The 17,662-nt window shown below is 74.5% G+C and carries 12 protein-coding genes; 5 read left to right on the forward strand and 7 right to left on the reverse strand.

Annotated elements, in window-relative coordinates; genetic code table 11:
* Positions 1 to 15: 15 nt before the first annotated feature.
* Positions 16 to 1,314, forward strand: a complete 1,299-nt coding sequence (locus ABD323_RS03915) for an ABC transporter substrate-binding protein (protein ID WP_344439152.1) — start codon at positions 16 to 18, stop codon at positions 1,312 to 1,314.
* 141 nt (positions 1,315 to 1,455) lie between these two features.
* Here ABD323_RS03915 and ABD323_RS03920 read toward each other — a convergent pair whose 3' ends face one another.
* Together ABD323_RS03920 and ABD323_RS03925 are read right to left on the reverse strand one after the other, a co-directional pair.
* A complete protein-coding gene (locus tag ABD323_RS03920; RefSeq protein WP_344439155.1) occupies positions 1,456 to 2,697 on the reverse strand; it encodes a hypothetical protein in 1,242 nt (413 codons plus the stop codon).
* A gap of 389 nt (positions 2,698 to 3,086) precedes the next feature.
* The gene (locus tag ABD323_RS03925; protein WP_344439158.1) at positions 3,087 to 4,463 is read right to left on the reverse strand and encodes an NsdA family TPR-like regulatory protein; all 1,377 of its coding nucleotides are present in this window, start codon (positions 4,461 to 4,463) and stop codon (positions 3,087 to 3,089) included.
* 452 nt (positions 4,464 to 4,915) lie between these two features.
* Between ABD323_RS03925 and ABD323_RS03930 the strand changes: the two genes are divergently transcribed.
* Positions 4,916 to 5,641 (forward strand): bifunctional DNA primase/polymerase, encoded by a 726-nt coding sequence (locus tag ABD323_RS03930; protein WP_344439161.1) that lies wholly within the window; start codon positions 4,916 to 4,918, stop codon positions 5,639 to 5,641.
* A gap of 457 nt (positions 5,642 to 6,098) precedes the next feature.
* Here the strand turns inward: ABD323_RS03930 and ABD323_RS03935 are convergent, their stop codons facing one another.
* On the reverse strand, positions 6,099 to 6,791 hold the full coding sequence (locus ABD323_RS03935) for an iron-dependent transcriptional repressor DtxR (protein WP_344439164.1): 693 nt from the start codon (positions 6,789 to 6,791) through the stop codon (positions 6,099 to 6,101).
* Positions 6,792 to 6,958: 167 nt separating this feature from the next.
* Here ABD323_RS03935 and ABD323_RS03940 point away from each other — a divergent pair, with 167 nt between their 5' ends.
* The 3 genes from ABD323_RS03940 (at position 6,959) to ABD323_RS03950 (ending at position 9,821) form a co-directional block, all read left to right on the forward strand.
* Entirely contained in the window at positions 6,959 to 7,729 is a 771-nt protein-coding gene (locus ABD323_RS03940; RefSeq protein ID WP_344439250.1) for a sugar isomerase domain-containing protein, read from the forward strand.
* A gap of 276 nt (positions 7,730 to 8,005) precedes the next feature.
* Complete coding sequence (locus ABD323_RS03945) at positions 8,006 to 8,884, forward strand: DUF4231 domain-containing protein (protein WP_344439167.1); 879 nt, start codon at positions 8,006 to 8,008, stop codon at positions 8,882 to 8,884.
* A 61-nt stretch (positions 8,885 to 8,945) separates the two neighbouring features.
* Positions 8,946 to 9,821: an alpha/beta fold hydrolase gene (locus ABD323_RS03950; protein ID WP_344439170.1), complete on the forward strand. Its 876-nt coding sequence runs from the start codon at positions 8,946 to 8,948 to the stop codon at positions 9,819 to 9,821.
* 68 nt (positions 9,822 to 9,889) lie between these two features.
* Here the strand turns inward: ABD323_RS03950 and fxsT are convergent, their stop codons facing one another.
* The 4 genes from fxsT to ABD323_RS03970 all read right to left on the reverse strand — a co-directional run.
* Positions 9,890 to 13,957, reverse strand: coding sequence for an FxSxx-COOH system tetratricopeptide repeat protein (gene fxsT, locus ABD323_RS03955; protein WP_425555850.1), 4,068 nt, complete (start codon positions 13,955 to 13,957; stop codon positions 9,890 to 9,892).
* On the reverse strand, positions 13,947 to 15,278 hold the full coding sequence (locus ABD323_RS03960) for a TIR-like protein FxsC (protein WP_344439173.1): 1,332 nt from the start codon (positions 15,276 to 15,278) through the stop codon (positions 13,947 to 13,949). The genes fxsT and ABD323_RS03960 overlap by 11 nt, the downstream gene beginning before the upstream one ends.
* Positions 15,279 to 15,547: 269 nt before the next feature.
* Positions 15,548 to 16,387: an AAC(3) family N-acetyltransferase gene (locus tag ABD323_RS03965; RefSeq protein ID WP_344439176.1), complete on the reverse strand. Its 840-nt coding sequence runs from the start codon at positions 16,385 to 16,387 to the stop codon at positions 15,548 to 15,550.
* Positions 16,384 to 17,662: HEXXH motif domain-containing protein (locus tag ABD323_RS03970; RefSeq protein ID WP_344439179.1), on the reverse strand; the 1,279-nt coding region annotated here is incomplete at its 5' end. The genes ABD323_RS03965 and ABD323_RS03970, both read right to left, overlap by 4 nt.

Here is a 17,662-nt window from a genome sequence, read left to right on the forward strand (position 1 = left end):
GGAGGGAATGCCGAGATGAGTGACGCACCGATACGGGCCCTGACAACGGACCGGCCACGACCCCGCCGGTCCTGTCGCGGCGCACTCGCCGCCACGGCGGCCCTGCTGCCCCTCCTCCTGGCCACCTCGGCCTGCGGCGGCCCGGCCGACGCGGCCACCGACCGCACCGAGCTGACGGTGATGACCTGGGCACCCTCGGACACCGGCGCGGCCGACCGGCCCGGCATGACCACGCTGGCGCAGGCCCTCGGGGTCGAGCTCAACGCCCAGGGCGGGGTGGCCGGGCACAAGCTCAAGGTGCTGACCTGCAACGAGCACAACACCGCCGACGGCGCCATCGCCTGCGCCGACCAGGCGGTCAAGGCGGGCGCGATCGCGGTGGTCGGCTCCTACAGCCAGTACGGCGAGGCCTTCATGCCCGCCCTGGAGGCGGCCGGCATCCCCTACCTCGGCGGCTACGGCCTGTCCGTGCCCGAGTTCAGCAGCCCGCTCTCCTACCCGGTGGCCGGCGGCATGCCCGCGCTGATCGCCGGCAGCGGCCGGCAGGTGATCGCGGCCGGCTGCCGCACGGTGGCGCTGATCCGCCCCGACTCGCCGGCCGGCGACACCCTGGTCGGCGAGCTGGCCGGCGCGCTCAGCACGGCGAACATCAAGCCGGTCGACATCAAGGTGCAGGAGAAGTCGAGCGACTTCACCGCCGCCGCGCGGCAGGCGATCGGCGAGGACCGCCCGGAGAACTGCCTGGTCGCGGCGATCGGCCCGGTGCCGACCCTGAACCTGCTCGACTCGATCCGCCGGCAGAGCCACCGCAACACCCGGGTCGCCTCGGTGATCGGCAGCGTGCAGCAGTCGGTGGTCGACTCCACCGGCGGCGACGGCGGGCCGCTCGGCGGCGCCTACGCGACCGGCTGGTACCCGCCGGAGCCCTCGAAGGTCTGGGACCAGCTGCGGGCCACCATCCGCGGCCGGTCCGCCACCGACTCCACGATCGACGACGCCGACCCCGGCGTGCAGACCACCTGGGTCGCCTACCAGGTCCTGCAGCAGGCCGTACAGCGGCTGGCCGGCCAGCCGGTGAACGCCAAGGCGCTGCGCTCGGTGCTGGACAGCGGCGATCCGATCGAGACCAGCGGGGCCACCCCGCCGCTCAGCTGGGGCCTGACCAACATGCTGGCCAGCGCGCAGACGCCCCGGCTGGTCAACACCTCGGTGACCTTCCAGCAGGTCCAGAACGGGCGCCTGGGCGAGCAGCAGCCCGGCTTCGTCGACGTGCGCTGGGTGCTCACCGGCGGGAAGCCGCCGGCCGGCTCCTGACGGCGGGCGCGGGCGTTCGAGGCACCGGACGCCCGCGCCAATCCGCCCGGGGGCGAACACCACCGGCCCGGGGCCGGGCACCCGCTGGGGTGCCCGGCCCCGGGCCGGTGTGACGTAGCTGCCAGGTCGGCTGAAAACGCCCTACAGCTGCGACTCGCTGAGCGCGGGCAGCCCGGCCTGCTGGGCGATCCCGTTCCAGAGCGTCGAGGCCTGCTTCTTGGCCGTGCTGGCGGAGCCGCTGGCCTGGTCACCGGCCTGCCGGTGGGCGTTCTCCTGCTGCTTGGCCGGGTCGCAGCCCTGGACCGCGTCACCGGCCCAGGCCGCGTACGCGTCGTCCGCGCTGGCCGAGGCCTGCCAGGCCTGGTTGAGCTGGTCCACCAGCTGCTGCCCGGTGCCCAGCTTGTCCACCTTGAGCGCGGCCAGGCTGGTGAGCAGCTGCTTGCGCTGGGCCGAGGCCTGGGTCAGCGCCGTCTGCGCGTCGGGGAGCTTGTCGCACTTCTGGATCGAGCCGACCGCGCCGATCACCGCCTGGCGGCTGGCGTTGGCGGTGCCCAGCAGGTTGGAGAGCGCCTGCGCCTGGGCCATCGCGTCCGGGCCCAGCGCCCCCGCGGAGGCGCCGGCCGAGCCGGCCGGGCTACTGCTCGCCTTCTCACTGCCCTTGGCCACCGGGTGCTTCGCCTTGGCCTCGCCGCCGCCCCCGCTGAGCAGCACGCCCACCAGGATGCCGCCCACCGCGCAGGCCGCCACCACGCCGCCGATCAGCAGCCGGCGCGAGGGGCGCGCGCTGCCGGCGCCGGCGCCGGTGGCCCGGCCCAGCATGGCGGTCTGCTCGGTGCCCTGGGCCTGGCCGCCGTACGGCCCGCCCGGGTACCCGCCGCCGGCCGGGGCGTAGGACTGCTGGCCGCCAAAGGTCTGCCCGCCGTAGGCCGGCTGCCCGTCGAAGGACTGCTGGCTCTCGAAGGACTGCTGGCCGCCGTACGACGGCTGCTGCTGGCCCGGCTGCTGCTGCCCGGCGAAGGACTGCTGGCCACCGAAGGTCTGCCCGCCGAAGGACTGCTGGCCGCCGTACGACGGCTGCTGCTGGCCCGGGAAGCCCGGCGCACCGGCGCCCTGGGCCGCGCCGGGGTCACTGGTCGGGTACGGCGGCAGGTACTGGGTGTCCGGCGCGGGGGCGGCGGGCGGGCCCTGCTGCGGGTAGCCGGCGCCCTGCTCACCCCAGGGCGCGCCCGCGGCGGGCCCCGCGGGGTACTCCTGGCCGGCGGCGGGCGGTGCGGCCGGGCCGGGGCCGGCGGGGTGCTGCTGCTCGGCTGGAGCGGGCTCCGGCCGGAACAGGTCGTCCAGATTGAAGTCACCGGAGTTGGGGTACGAGCGGCGTTGGCTCAACGCGAATCCTCACCTGTGCACGGCTGCGGGCGCACCGGGACAGCAGGACGCGTCGGGATGGTCCGTCGGCCGGACCACCCGCCCTGTCTCTCCGGTCTGAGCACCCGGGCCTTCCTCGGTTCTTCCGCGCGCTCGCTGACGGCGGACCACTTCTGCTGGGTTCCTCGGAACGTTCGGCCCACGCTACCGGTTCACCGATACGGGTGACTACGCGGGCAGGTGTTCCCGGCCACACCGCCCGAGCCCGCCACCGACCGGGCCGCCGCCCCCCGGGGCCGGCCCGCGGCACCCACCCGGGCGCACGGCCGCGGTCACCGGACGCGCACCGCCCGCGCGCGGAGCGTCGGCACCGGACCGCCGCCCGCCCGCGGTCCGGTGCCGACGCTCCGTCATGCCGCCTCCACCTCCGCGCGCTGCTGGAACTCGCGCACCACCCGGTACTCCCGGAAGGGCTCGAGCCGGCGCCGGAAGTCGTCCAGGTACTCCACCCCGCGGTTGGAGCGCAGGCCGTTCAGCAGCCGCATCGCCTGCGCCCCGGTCTCGCAGGCCCGTTCGACGTCACGCTGCTGCAACTGCGCGGTGGCCAGCAGCACCAGGTCCACCGCGCGCCGCCGCACCCGGGTCGGCGGGTGCAGTTCGAGCGCGATCCTGGCCTGCCGCTCGGCCTGCTTGGCCTGCTCCAGGTCCCGGTAGCAGTGCGCCAACTCGTCGGCCAGATACGCCTCGTCGAAGTGCGCGATCCAGTCCGGGTCGTCCTGCGGCTTGCGCCGGCCCATCGCCTCCACGGCCCGGGCGGCCACCAGCTCGCAGGAGCGGGCGTCGCCCAGCAGCGCGTGGCCGCGCGCCTCGGCCGCGTAGAACATCGCCATCGCGGTGGGGGTGGCCACCGAACGGGCGCCCTCCTGGGCCGCGCGGGCGAGTTGGGCGATCTCCCGGGGGTTGCCCAGGGTGGCGGCCAGGTGGCTCATCGAGGCGGCCAGCACGTAGCCGCCGTAGCCGCGGTCGTCGGCGGCCTGGGCCAGGCGCAGGGCCTGGATGTAGTAGCGCTGGGCCAGGCCCGGCTGTCCGGTGTCCACCGCCATGTACCCGGCCAGCTCGGTCAGCCGGGCCACCGCCGCGAAGAGCTGACGGCCGGTCTCCTCGCGGTAGCCACCACTCAGCAGGCCGGAGACCACGCTGTTCAGGTAGTGCACCACCACCGGCCGCACGTGCCCGCTGCCGAACCGGTGGTCGAGGTCGACCAGCATCTCGGTGGTGGCCCGGATCGCGGCCACGTCCGAGAGGCCCACCCGCGGGCCGCCGCTGCGCGCCACCACCGGGTCGGGCGGGGTGATCAGCCAGTCGCGGCTGGGCTCCACCAGCGCGGAGGCGGCCACCGAGGCGCCGTTGAGGAAGTCCCGGCGGCTGACGTCGCTGCGCCACAGCTCGCAGACCTGCTCCAGCGCGCCGCTGAGGGTGGCGGCGAACTGCAGCCCGACGCCGGAGGTGAGGTTCTTGCCGTCGGCCATGCCGATCTCGTCGACGGTGACACCCCGGCCGAGCTTGCGCCCCAGCGCCTCGGCGATCACCGCCGGCGCCTGGCCGCGCGGTTGCTGGCCCCGCAGCCAGCGAGCGACGGACGTCTTGTCGTAGCGCAGATCGAGCCCGTGCTCGGCGCCGCAGAGGTTGACCCGGCGGGCGAGACCCGCATTGGAGCAGCTCGCCTCCTGGATCAGCGACTGCAGACGCTCGTTGGGCTGTCGTGCGACGAGTGGTCTCGCGGCCATGGGCTTCGCCTCCCCAGCGCCCTCCCGGTTGTGGCCGGCGGGCGTCGATTCTGCTGCTCTGGTGCCGGTTCGCCGCTCCGCTCAGAGCTGGACGGCGCGCCGACTACCCGGCCAGTGAAGGAACTTGAGGCCAGGTTAGCGATCAACGACACCATCGGGATACCCATCAGGACGACCTGTTCAGCGTGCGCGCCCTCAAAAATGCTCCCGTGCGCCCCCACTGCGCCCGCCCCACCGCCGTCCGGCGAACGCCAGGCCGGCGCCGTCTCGACGCCCCGCGGACGCCACGCCCGCCGCCGGCTCGCGCCACCCCGGCCCGGCCGCGCCGCCTGCACCACCCACGGGGACCACCGGCCGGAGGGCACTCACCGGTTCGAGTGACATTCCGCGCTCCCGGCCACCCTCCCCGGGCCCGCCCGTAACCCGCTCCTGGGCCGGTAGTTGAGCAGCACGTGGAACAGACCCCAGGAGGCCCCCAAGCGGGCAGTGACGGCCAGCCGATTCCCCCCCTGCTGATCGAGGCGGTGCGCTACGCGGAGGAACGGCACTGGGAGGTCGTGCCCGGCAGTCACCTGATCGAGGGCGACGGACCGATCCGCTGCTCGTGCGGCGACCCGCACTGCCCGCTGCCCGGCGCGCACCCCACCAGCCAGGACTGGCAGCGCCTGGCCAGCGCCGGCCCGGGGGTGGTGCGGCACTGGTGGAACGAGAACCCGCGGGCCTCGATCCTGCTGCCGACCGGGCGCTCCTTCGACGTCCTGGACGTGCCGGAGACGGCGGGCTGCCTGGCGCTGGCGCGGATGGAGCGGATGGAGCTCCAGCTGGGGCCGGTGCTGGCCGCGCCGCCCGCCCCCGGACAGCCCGGGCGCCGGCTGCTCTTCCTGGTGCTGCCCGGCGTCCTGGCCAAGCTGTCGCAGACGCTGCGCCGGCTCGGCTGGGGTCCGGGCCGGCTCGACCTGGTGGCGCGCGGCGAGGGCGACTGGATCATCGCGCCGCCCTCCCGGGTCGGCCCGTACAGCTTCGCCCAGTGGGCCCGGCCGCCGTCGGCGCTCAACCGCTGGCTGCCCGACGCCGCCGAGCTGATCCAGCCGCTCGCCTACGCCTGCGGCCGGGAGGCGCCCGCCGGCCGCACCGCCCGGCCCACCGCCGCCCCCGCCGGCTCCGCGGCGGTGCGCTGAGGCGCCGTCAGTTCGTCTGCCCCCACAGCGGGTCCGCGCCGCGGGCCCGCTGTCGGCGTGCCCGCGCGCGGCCGCCGGGCCAACACACCTGCCTACCCGGTGACCAGGGGCGCAAGCCGCTCGGACGAGTGACAGCGCTCAAGGATTGCGGTGATCTGCCGAGGGGATGAATTGCTGCGAGAGGGGACGGCACAAAACGACAGGAAAGGGGCAGCGATCGATCGGTGACCGGGGGGAAAGCGGGGGGAACAGCGGGGGGTCGGGGGGGCCGACGGGGGGCGCCGGAGGGGACGCCGGGACGGGGAAGCCGGGCGTGGCGCGGAGGGGACGGCGGGGGTGCGGGGACCCCCGGGGTGGGGAACAGGGAGGGAACCGGGGAGGGAAACCGCCGGGCCCGGCTCCTCGGCGCTGTGCCGCCGCCCTGTGCACTCCCCCGCCGGCGCGACCGCCCGGCGACTCAGCTGTGCGCGACGAAGACGTGCGCCGCGATGTCCTTGCCCAGCTCGGCCGCGTCCTCGCCGTTGCCGACCAGCACGCCGCCCACCGCGGCCGCCACCCGCACGGTCGCCCCCGGCCGGATGCCGGCCCGGCGCAGCGTGCGCATCAGGACCTCGTCGGTCTGGATCGGCTCGCCGATCCGGCGCACCACCACGCTGGCGCCGTCCTCGCCCAGGCGCACCGCGTCCAGGGTGAGCAGGGCAGCGTCGAAGCCCTCGCCCTCGGCCTTGGTGTCGCCGAGCTCGTCCAGGCCCGGGATCGGGTTGCCGTAGGGGGACTGGGTCGGGTGGCCGAGCATGGCGAGCACCTTGCGCTCCACCGTCTCGCTCATCACGTGCTCCCAGCGGCACGCCTCCTCGTGCACCTCCTCCCACTCCAGACCGATCACGTCCACCAGCAGGCACTCGGCGATCCGGTGCTTGCGCATCACCCGCACGGCCAGCCGGCGGCCGTCCTCGGTGAGCTCGAGATGCCGGTCGCCGGCCACCTGCAGCAACCCGTCGCGCTCCATGCGCCCCACCGTCTGGCTCACGGTGGGGCCGCTCTGCTCCAGCCGCTCCGCGATCCGGGCCCGCATGGGCACGATGCCCTCTTCCTCCAGTTCCAGAATGGTGCGAAGGTACATCTCAGTCGTATCGATCAGCCCAGACATCGCCGCCGGCTCCGTTCCTCGGTGTGCTCAACGCCAATTCTGACGCACCGCACTGATAACCGACTCCGCCCCGACCCGCTTCCCGCGCGGTTTCGTCCCTGTTGACAGTGGGGGCGTCGAGGCAGCACGGTGCTCGCCGTAGCTTTCTCCACTGGCGGGTAGGGAAGATCTCCATGAACGACCTGGTCGGACAGTACTTCGAGGCCGCGGTGGCCCACCTGCAGCGGATCCGCACCGAAGAGGGCGAGAACATCGAGCGGGCCGCGCGGCTGCTGGCCGACGCCGTCGCCGAGGGCCGCCGGATCTTCACCTTCGGCGCCGGCCACTCCTCGCTGGCCGCCCAGGACGTGGTCTACCGGGCCGGCGGTCTGGCCGTCCTCAACCTGCTGAACGTCCCCGGGATGACCGGCGTCAACGTGATGCCCGCGCCGCTGGGCAGTGCCCTGGAGCGGGTCTCGGGCCTGGCCACCGCCACCCTCGACCTGACCCCCGCCACCAGCGGCGACCTGCTCTTCGTGATCTCGCTCTCGGGGCGCCAGGTGATGCCGGTCGAGCTGGCCGCGCACGCCCGCGCGCGGGGGTTGCACGTGGTGGGCGTGACCTCGCTGGCGTACCCCGACAAGGTCGGCTCGCAGCACCCCTCGGGCAGCTACCTCAAGGACCACTGCGACGTGGTGCTGGACAGCAAGATCGCGGTGGGCGACGCCGAGCTCAGCCACCCCGGCGCGCAGACCGGCTTCGGCTCGGTCTCCACCATCGTGACCAGCGCGCTGATGCAGGCCGTGGTGGCCTCGGCGGTCGGCCGCCTCGCCGAGCGGTCGCTGGCCGGCGAGGGCGAGGCCCCGCCGCTGCTGCGCTCGGGCAACGTGGACGGCGGCACCGACTGGAACGCCGAGCTGATGGCCCGCCACGCGGACCGCATCTTCTACGCCTTCTGACCGACCCCCGCACGGGCGTGCGGACCGAGTGCGCCGATCGGCCCACCACCGACCGCCCACCGACCGCCCGTTGACCGCCCGCGTACCCCCGGGCGTCCGCAGAACGGCGCGTACCAGACCTGTCCGCGGGGCCGGGGACCGCTCATACTGGCCGGGCGCCAGGCGTACCCGGACTGCGCCGGGGGCAGTACACCTGCGTCGAGCGGACACCACGCACAGGGGGACCGGATGGCTGGCGGGGCACGATCCACGGGCTTCGTCCGCGAGGCGGAGTTGATGCCCGAGCTGTTCCGGGTGGCCGACTCCGCCTCCCTGCAGGGCCAGCAGCGCTCGGTCTCGCTGTCCCGCTGGGAGCTGGTGCTGCTGACCGGCGCCGCGGTGGCCGGCTCGGCCGACGGCCGCCCCTTCGCCTGGGTCGCCGCGGTGGCCTACCTGCTCACCGTCTTCGTGGCCGTGGTGGTCAGCCGGCAGAACCCGCAGGGCCTGTGGTACGAGGGCCGGGCCGCCGCCGAGTCGCTCAAGACGCTCGCCTGGAAGTACGCGGTGCGCGCCGACGCGTATCGGCCACCACCCACCACGCTGCCGGACGCCGAGGGCCTCTACAACCTCCAACTCCACGGCATCCTGCGGGGCTTCGAGCACAGCAGAGCGGTCCCGGCGAACGCCGCCGAGCGCGCCGGGGTCACCGAGGCGATGCGCGGCCTGCGCGATCAGCCGCTCGCGGTGCGCCGCGAGGTCTACCTGCGCGAACGGGTGCAGGTGCAGCACGCGTGGTACCGCGACAAGGCCCAGTACTGCGAGCGGGCGGGCTGGATCACCGGCGTGCTGGGCATCGTGCTGCCGGCGGTGGGCCTGGTGCTGGCGGTGCTGCGGGCGCTGGGCTTCTTCACCTTCGACGCGCTCGGCAGCGTCTCGGCCGTCGCCGCCTCGGTGACCGCCTGGGCCCAGTTGCGCCAGTACCGGCCGCTGGCCGCCGCCTACCGGCTGGCGGCCGACGAACTCGAACTGGTCAGGGCCCAGTTGACCCAACTCGACCTGGCGGCGCCGGACAGCGCGGAGCTCTGGGCCCGGTTGGCCAGGGACGCCGAGGACGCCGTCTCGCGCGAGCACACCACCTGGCAGGCCCGCCGTGAGGTCCGCGGTGTCGACCTCTAGGGCCTCGTTCGCGCGGGGCCCGGCCGCGTTCCCCCGCCCCCGACTCCTGGAGGTCCCCGCCGTGCAGCCCCGACTGGTCAAGACGGCCGACGCGCGGACGCTCGCGGTGCAGACCTTCGGCGACCCGGCCGGCCGCCCGGTCTTCCTGCTGCACGGCACCCCCGGCAGCCGGCTGGGCCCGACCCCGCGCTCCAGCGTGCTGTACAACCTCGGGGTCCGGCTGATCGCCTTCGACCGCCCCGGCTACGGCGGCTCGGACCGGCTGCGCGGCCGCCAGGCCGCCGCCGCGGCGGCCGACGTGCAGGCCATCGCCGACGACTTCGGGCTGGAGCGGGTCGCCGTGGTGGGCCGCTCCGGCGGCGCGCCGCACGCGCTGGCCTGCGGGGCCCTGCTGCCGGGCCGGGTGCACCGGGTGGCCGCCCTGGTCAGCCTGGCGCCCTGGGACGCCGAGGACCTGGACTGGTTCGGCCAGATGGCGCCCTCCAACATCCGCGACTACCGGGCGGCCGAGCGCGACCACCAGCGGATCGCGGCGACCATGGAGCAGCGGGCCCGCCGGATCCGCGACGACCCGGCCGAGCTGATCGCCGGCCTGCGCCGCGAACTGTCCGGCGACGACCGGGTGGTGGTCTCGGACGCCGGCATCCGCCGGATGCTGCAGCGCAACTACCGCGAGGCGTTCCGGCAGAACGCCGACGGCTGGATCGACGACGCGCTCGCCTTCACCACCGACTGGGGTTTCAAGGTCCAGGACATCGCCGTGCCCACCTGGCTCTGGCACGGCGCCGAGGACATGTACTCGCCGGTCGACCACTCGCGCTGGCTGGCCTCGCACATCCCCGACGCGACGCTCTTCCTGGAGCCCGGCGCCGCGCACTTCGGCTCGCTGCGGGTGCTCACCGCCGCGATCAAGTGGGCCGCGGGCGCGGCGGGCTGAGCCGGCGGGCGGCCCGCCGGTGACCGGGTGGTGGCCGGGCGAGAAACCGCCCGGCCACCGGGGGCCACTCAGACCGGCTGCGGCTCCAGGTCCCGGTTGATCCGCTTCCAGCCCCGGGCGGAGACCGTGTTGGGGTGCTCCTCGCCGAGCTGGCGGATGAACTCCGCCACCGCCCGGGCCCGCAGCTCGGCGGCCTGCCCGCCGCGGCCGGCCCCGCGCAGCGTGACCGCGAGGTTGGCCTGGCAGGCCACCGCGTCCGGGTGGCGCGGGCTGTAGCGGTCGCACAGGCCCCGGTAGGCGGCCTGCTCCAGCCGCTCGGCGTCGGCGTACTGGCCCAGGTCCCCGTAGGCGTTGGCCAGGTTGATCTTGCCGTTCAGGGTGAACGGGTGGTCGTCGCCCAGCACCCGGTCCAGTGTGTCCACGGTCGCCCGCCCCAGCTCCACGGCCTCCTCCACGCTGCCGCTGCCGCGCAGGTAGATCACCAGGTTGTTGGCGCAGGCCAGGGTGAACGGGTGTTCCACGCCGAAGAGTTGCTGGTGTCCGAGGTAGACCTGGCGGGCCAGGTCGCGGGCCGCGTCCTTGTCCCCGCCGGCGCTGTAGTCGGCGGCCAGGTTGAGCGCGCAGGCCAGCGTGTCGGGAGCGTTCTCCCCGTAGCGCTCCAGGTAGCGCTCGTAGGTCTCCTTGGTCAGCCGGCGGGCCTCCGCCTGCCGGCCCGCCTTGCGCAGCGAGACGGCCAGCGACTTGGCGTTGCGCAGGATCTCCGGCACGTCGATGTCCAGCACCTCGGCGTACGCCTCCACGACTTCCTGATGGATCGTCACCGATCCCTCGTAGTCGCCCTGTTCGCGCAGGTCACGGGCCAGGTTGGACTTCACCGACAGGGTGTAGGGGTGCTTGGGTCCCAGCACCAGCGAGCGCCGGTCCAGGGTGTCCTGGTCCAGCTCCTGGGCGGACTTGCTGTCGCCCACCAGCCGGTAGTCGATGGCCAGGTTGTTGGCGATCGACAGGGTGCGCGGGTGGTCCTCGCCGAACTGCTCGCGGAACCGCTCCAGGATCTCCTTGTCCAGCTCCAGCGCCTTCTGGAACTCGCCCAGCGCCCGCCGGTCGGCGCCCAGCGAGCCGGCCGTGATCAGGGTGTACGGGTGGTGCTCGCCGAGCACCCGGCGCTGGCGCTCCAGGGTGTTCTCGTCCAGTTGCAGGGCCTCCTGGTACTGGCCCTGCGAGCGCATCACGTTGGCCAGTTGGAAGCGCAGCAGCAGGGTCTGCGGGTCGTCCTCGCCGAGTTTGGCGGTCCACGCCTCGTCCAGCAGGTGACCGGTGCGCCGGGCCTGCGCGAACTCGCCGCGCTTCCAGAGGTAGCGGACCCGGTCGATCATCAGCTGCCGGGTGTCGGACTCGTCGCAGTTGTGCGCCTGGGAGGGCGACAGGTGCGGCCAGATCTCCTCGAAGGCGGGCCAGTTGGCCGGCTCGTCGGTGTCGCCGACGACCGGGCGCGCGCCGATCAGGATGCGGTGCACCTCGTGGATGGTGTCGTCCTGCTCCTCGGCGGTCATCTCGGAGCGGATGACCTCCTGGACCAGCCGGTGCACCTGGATGCTGTTGGTCCCCGCGTCCACCTTCGCCAGCGCGTACCGCCCGATCGCCTGGATCACCCGCCCCAGCAGGAACTTGTCGCTCAGCCCGGGATCGAAGGGGACCAGCGCCCGGATCATCTGGTCGCTGTAGAAGAGGTTCATCGAGATCGGCTCGGGCGCGAAGTAGGCGCACAGCTGCAGCATCCGGGCGGCGGCCGGGGACTGCCGGCGCAGCCGGGCGATGGAGACGCGCCAGGTGGCGCCGACCGTCATCGGGTAGTCGACCGGCCGGCCCAGCTCCAGCACCCGGGCGGCCTCGGACTGCAGCGCGGCGATGTACTCGGCGACCGGCGTGCCGGTGGCCTTCAGCCAGGCCCCGGCGACCTCGACGGCCAGCGGCAGGTCGCCCACCGCCTCGGCCACCGCGTCGGCGTCCATCCGGTCCAGCGCGCCGCTGGTGCGCCGGGTGAGGTGGTCGATGCTCTCGCCGCGGGTGAAGACGTCCATGGTCAGCGCCTCGGCGTGGGTCGACCAGGCCTGGTTGCGCGAGGTGACCAGGATGTGGCCCGAGCCGCCGGGGAAGTAGCGCCGGATGTCGGTGGGCTCGTCCGCGTTGTCGAAGATCAGCAGCCAGCGCTGGACCTGGTCGCCGCGCCGCAGCGCCTCCAGCGCGAGGTCCGCCGCCAGCGACACCGGCTCGTTGGTGGCCCGGCCCATCTTCCTCGCCAGCTCGGCGAGTTGTCCCTGGATCTCCTCCTCCTGCTCGGCCGCGATCCACCAGACCAGGTCGTAGTCGGCCATGAACCGGTGGGCGTACTCCTGGGCCACCTGGGTCTTGCCCACGCCGCCGAGGCCGTACAGCGTCTGCGGGACCGGCAGTACCGCGGTGGTCCGCCCGTCCAGCTGGTTGCGCAGCCGCTCCAGCACCTCGGCGCGGCCGGTGAAGTAGGTGTTGCGCGGCGGTACGTTCCAGATCGCCGGCTGGGTGCCGGGGAAGCGCGGTCCGCTGTTCGGGTCGGCGTTCGGCACCTCCTCGCGGCCCAGCGCCTTCACCAGCGCGGCCCGGGCCTGCGGCTCCTTGAGGTTGACCATGTCGACCGGGTTGCGGCTGCTGAACGGGGCGGTCAGCGGGGTGGAGCCGACCCGGACCGGGATCAGCTGGCGCCGGGTGCCCGAGGGGTCCGAGCCGACCACCGACTCCCACAGCGCCCGGGCCTGCGGCGAGCGCAGGTAGGCAGGCGAGAGCACCGCCACGGTGCGGAACGCGGCGTCCACCGAACGCTCGGTCTCGGCCCGGGTGTCCGAGCCGGCCCCCACGTCGCGCGGCAGCACCCGGAAGCCGGCGGCGGTCAGCACGTGCTCGATCCAGTCCGCCCACATCCGGTCCTCGGGCACGTAGCTGAGGTAGATGTCGGCCGGCACCGCCGGACGCCGCCGGGTGAACGCCTCGATGTAGCGCAGCCGCACCTCCTCGTCCATCGGCGGCAGCGCGGCCACCCGGCCGGCGGTGACCATGTCGGTCAGCCGCTCGCAGGCGGAGAGCATGGTGGTGGGGGTCCCCGGCTTGTCGCCGAAGGTGGCCAGGATCTCCTCGTAGGCGTAGAAGGGCCGGTAGGGGATCTCCACCGATCCCCAGTAGTGCACGAGTTCCTCGTCGGTCAGGCCCGCGGGCAGACCGTCGAAGCGGATCCGGGCCAGCGAGCGGCCGGCGTCCGCCTTGTCCTTCTCGAAGTCGTCGATGCGCATCGGCACCGGCAGGATCCGGATCCCCCGGTCGCGGTAGCGGTCCGCGATGTGCTGGGCGATCCGGGAGGCGCCGTCGATGCTCTGGTCGCTGAGGGTGAAGCAGACCACCAGGTCGTCGGGCATCTGCACGGTGCAGATCTCCGCCGTGTCGGAGAGGCCGGTGCGGCTGTCGATCAGCACGTAGTCGTAGCGCCGGCGCATGTCGGCCCGCATCGCGTCGAAGAACTGGCCGCCGTCGAAGCGCTCGTAGAACAGGTCCCAGTCCAGGGAGCCGAGCGTGCCGGAGTAGTCCCGGTCCTGGTGGCCGGCGGCCAGGAAGTCGATGCTGCCGCCGGGCGGGAAGCCGCCCCAGGAGAGCGGCAGCGCGTGCCCGGCCACCTTGGCGAAGTCCAGGTGCCAGCCGGGGTGGTGGCCGATCGCGTGGAGCTCCTGCTGGTAGCGCTCGGGCTCGGAGAGCGGGTCGGCGTGCAGCTCGGTCTCCCGCAGCGCCTCCTCGCGGTAGTCGTTGATCAGGGTCATCACCCCGTTCGCCGCCTCGAGTTCGGCGGCGTCCAGGAAGGGGTGGAAGAACTTGGCCAGCCCCGGGGCCTCCAGGTCCCAGTCCACGGTCAGCACCCGGAAGCCGTTGGCCGCCAGGATCCAGGCGGTGTTGGCCAGCGCCATGGTGCGCCCGGTGCCGCCCTTGTAGGAGTAGAAGGTGATGATCCTGCCCCGGCGGTCCTCCTCGGCGGACCCGCCGGTGGCGGTCGCGGGTGTGGTCAGCGAGCCCGAACTCCGCCCACCCACCCGAAGGTTGCGGGTCGATTCAGACGTCATGGTTGCCTCCGTGGTCGTCCTCGTCGGGGTCGGTGCCTGCTGGTCTGCCGAGCGTCGTACGGGTGAGCGGGCCGAACGCGTCGCGCAGCCGGGGCCGCGACTCCGAGGAGGCGGCCGGACGGCGCAGTCCGCGCTCCTTGAACGCCCGTTGGGCGCGGACCGCGGCGTGCTGGAAGGCGACGCCGAAGTCCCGCGCGGTGGGGATGCCCTCGCTGTCGCCGAGGTCGGCGGCCGGGGCGCGGAAGGAGGGCCGCGCCATCCGGCCGCGCTGGCGCAACACCTCGTCGCTCAGCGCGCCGAGCATCGAGTTGTAGGCCACGCACTGCGGGTCGTCCCGGTTCCACGGCTCCACCACGGTCACCCAGGCCGGGTTGCGGCGGGCGAACTCGCGGACCAGCTCGCGGCGTTCGGGGTTCTCCAGGACCCAGCGGTCGACCAGCACCACGCCCGGGCCGCCCGGCTGCTCCAGCTCCATCAGCCGGGCCGCGGCGGCGTCGAACTCGTGGATGGTCGGGTTGAGGTCGCACTGCCGGGCGAGCTGGGCGGGCTGCTCGGCCAGCGCGCTGGCCGAGCCCCGGACGTACGGCTGCCAGTCGGTGCGACCGGCGCCGTAGTAGCCCGGATCGCGGTGCGGCGGCACCTCGGTGTCCCTGAAGGACAGCACCGCGATGGTCAGCTGGTCGGCCGGCGAGCTCTTCGGGAAGGCCGAGGGATGGGTGGTGAAGTCGACCGGCTCGACCACCGGGACCACCGTCTCCAGCGCCACCTCGACAATCCGGCGGGCCAGTTTGAAGACCACCTGCTCGTACCGGTCGCGGTGGTGGCGCTGGGCCATCAGCGCGTACAGGCCGTCGGCGGCGTACTCCTCGGGGAAGGTGGAGTGGTTGAACTGCACGGCGCTGGCCACCGGCGGCAGCGCCTCCTCGCGCATCCCCACCCAGAGCACCGGCACGATCGCGGTGTTGCGGGCCGGCCCGCCCGGCGCGCCGGCCGAACGCTGGGCGAAGGTGTACCACTCCTGACCGCACGGCGTGCTGCGGAAGTAGCGCGGGTGGTAGAGCGGCACGAAGACCCGGCAGGTGGCCAGCGCGTCGGAGATCTTCGCGGCCCAGTTGTCGCCCTGGTGCATGGTCTCGTCCATGAACCCGACCGGGTCGGCGGTGGGCAGCGGCGTCAGCTGCAGCACCGCCTCGCACAGGTCCTGGTAGAACCGCGCCACCCGGAGGTTGGGGTTGCGGGTCCCGACCGTCGGCATGTGGGCGTAGCTGAGGAAGAAGTGCGGCTTGGCCGGGGCCTTCCGCCCGCCGTCAGCGGCGTTCACTCGCGCCTCCCCCTGGGCCCCATCGACCGCTGGTCCCCCGAGAGAGGGGATCTCAGTGTAGAAAGGCCGGCTTCACCATGGGAATAGCGCCGTCTGGCAAGAGCACGACCAACCTGACACCCTGATCATGCGTCAGAACGGCGATTCCATGCCGGGCTTTGGCATTTTGTTATGCCCGTGCGGGGGCGCCCGGGCGGGCCGGGGCCCGTGCGGCGCGCGGGTCGCGCGGCCGGCGGGCGCCGGGGGGCCACCGCGCCGGCGGCGCCGGTTCAGCCGGTCAGCGCCCCCGCACGGGCGTTCAGCCAGCCGGCAGCCGCGTCGACCGCGGGCGCGATGGGGACCAGGAAGCAGGCCGCCGCGCCGAGTGGACCGCCGCTGATCCGCTCCCCGAGGTCCGCGCGGATCGCCTCGGCCAGCTCCGGGAAGTGCAGGTCGTCCAGGTCCGGCGCCTCGAAGTGCTGCCAGCGGGCCCGCCCGTCGGGCCCCGCGACCACGCAGCCGTAGGTCTTGGACGGGATCTTGGGAACCCGGTAGTCGGCCAGGTGGTAGGCCGTGCAGCACCAGAGCGGGACGCCGATCAGCAGCGCGTGCGCCCGCTCGGCGTAGAGCCGGCCGGTGGGCGAGCGCTCGCCGAGGTGGCAGTCCAGCGGGTGCGGGTCCAGCAGCCGGGCGGCGGCCGGGCCCAGCGCGGCGAAGGAGGTCTGCGGGTGGCCGCTGCGCAGCGCGCCCGGGGTGGTCCGCAGCTCCTCGGCGAGCCGGCCCATGGTGGGTGAGCTGGGGGTGGTCCACCGGTCGAAGGGCGGCATGGCGGCCCGGAAGGCGGCCAGCTCGCGGGCGTCCAGGGCGGCGGTGGCCCGGGCGTGCAGCCGGGAGGTGTCGGAGTTCTCCGGGGTCGCGGTGTAGGCGACCAGGGTGCCGGTGGGCCCGACGGCGGCCCGCAGCGCGGCCAGCGCGCCCGCCGAGCCACCGGCCACCGGGCCCAGCGCCCGGGTGGAGGCCTGCACCAGCAGGGTCTGACCGGGGCGCACGCCCAGCGCGCGCAGCTGGGCGGTGAGCTCGCCGGCGCTCACGCCGGTGCGCCACCCCGCGCCGGCGCCGGGCACCGTCACGGCCCGACCGTGGCCGTGACCGCGGCCGGCCCGGCCACCGCCACGGACTCGCCGCCGCCCGCCGCGCGCCGGGCCTGCCAGGCCGCGAGGTTCTCCGCCACCGCCCGCTCGGCCGCGCGCTCGGCCGCCGGTCCCACCGGGACCTCCAGCCAGGGCGCCACGGTGGCGCGCATGCCGCGCGCGAAGCGCTCCCCCAGCGGGGTGAGGGCGCCGGAGTCGAGCAGGCTGTCGATCGCCCGGTCGGTGTGCGCGCGCCAGGTGGCCAGCTGCCGCCGGGCCAGCTCGGCCGGCTCCCCGGGCAGGCCGTCGTAGGCCGCCACCCTGGTCCCCCAGAACTCGGTGACCGCCAGGTGCGCGTAGGTGCCCTGCAGCAGCCCCTCCAGCGGGCGCGGGTCCGGTCGCCAGGGGGCGTGGTAGCGCCCCTGGTCGGCCGGGTCGTACAGGTCGTGGAAGTCCAGCACCGCACCCAGCTTGACGTGCTGGAACTCGTGCGCGATCAGCAGCGCCAGGATCGGCGCGGTGCCCGGTCGGGCGATGCCGACCGCCCCGAACGCCTGCCGGGCCGCCGCGCTGACGTCGCGTCCGGCGGGACCGGGACGCAGCGCGGTGATGGTGCCCAGGCCCGCCGCGATCCCCGGCGCGTAGCCGGGCAGATCGCGCCCGATCAGCTCCCAGGCCTCCCGCAGGGCGCCGGTCCAGGCCAGCAGCTCGGGCTCGGCGAGCCGATCGGTCACCGGCCACTGGTGGCTGTCGCGCTGCGGGTCGGTGTCCTCCAGCGCGACCGTCCAGCCGTCCGCCAGCCTGACCCTGCGCACCGGCTGCCAGGACCGGCCGCGGTCGCCGGCCCCGGTGCCCGGGTCGTCCCAGCCGACCCGCAGCCGCGGGCCGCCGGGCAGCCGCACGGTGAAGCCGTCCTCCTCGCCGGTCACCAGCGCCTCACCGCTGCCGCCGGTCAGCACCCGGCCCAGCGTGGGCAGGTGCACGGCCCCGGCGCGGACCGGCACGCTCACCGGCTCGCGCCGACCGGCCCGCAGCGCGGCGGCGGCGGCCAGCTCGCTCAGCCCGCCGAGGTCGGCACCCGGCTCGCCGTTCAGGCAGCGCACCGCCCAGGCCCGGACGTAGGGGTGCCCGAGCACCGCGTCCAGCGCCTGCGGGGCCTCGGCGTCCAGCCCGGCCAGCAGCTCGCAGGCGCCGCCCGGCGCCGCCGCCCCCCCGCGGTCGCGGACCGCGGCCTCCAGGCACTTGATCCGGAGGGCCATGTGCGGGGGCGCGGTG

Source organism: Kitasatospora nipponensis (genome assembly GCF_039528135.1).
GTDB classification, from domain to species: domain Bacteria; phylum Actinomycetota; class Actinomycetes; order Streptomycetales; family Streptomycetaceae; genus Kitasatospora; species Kitasatospora nipponensis.

Excerpts from the sequence above, each read along its gene's own strand:
- ABD323_RS03935 (WP_344439164.1), bottom strand. The coding sequence starts at position 6,791 with ATGTCTGGGCTGATCGATACGACTGAGATGTACCTTCGCACCATTCTG.
- ABD323_RS03915 (WP_344439152.1), top strand. The coding sequence starts at position 16 with ATGAGTGACGCACCGATACGGGCCCTGACAACGGACCGGCCACGACCC.
- ABD323_RS03945 (WP_344439167.1), top strand. The coding sequence starts at position 8,006 with ATGCCCGAGCTGTTCCGGGTGGCCGACTCCGCCTCCCTGCAGGGCCAG.
- fxsT (WP_425555850.1), bottom strand. The coding sequence starts at position 13,957 with ATGACGTCTGAATCGACCCGCAACCTTCGGGTGGGTGGGCGGAGTTCG.
- ABD323_RS03925 (WP_344439158.1), bottom strand. The coding sequence starts at position 4,463 with ATGGCCGCGAGACCACTCGTCGCACGACAGCCCAACGAGCGTCTGCAG.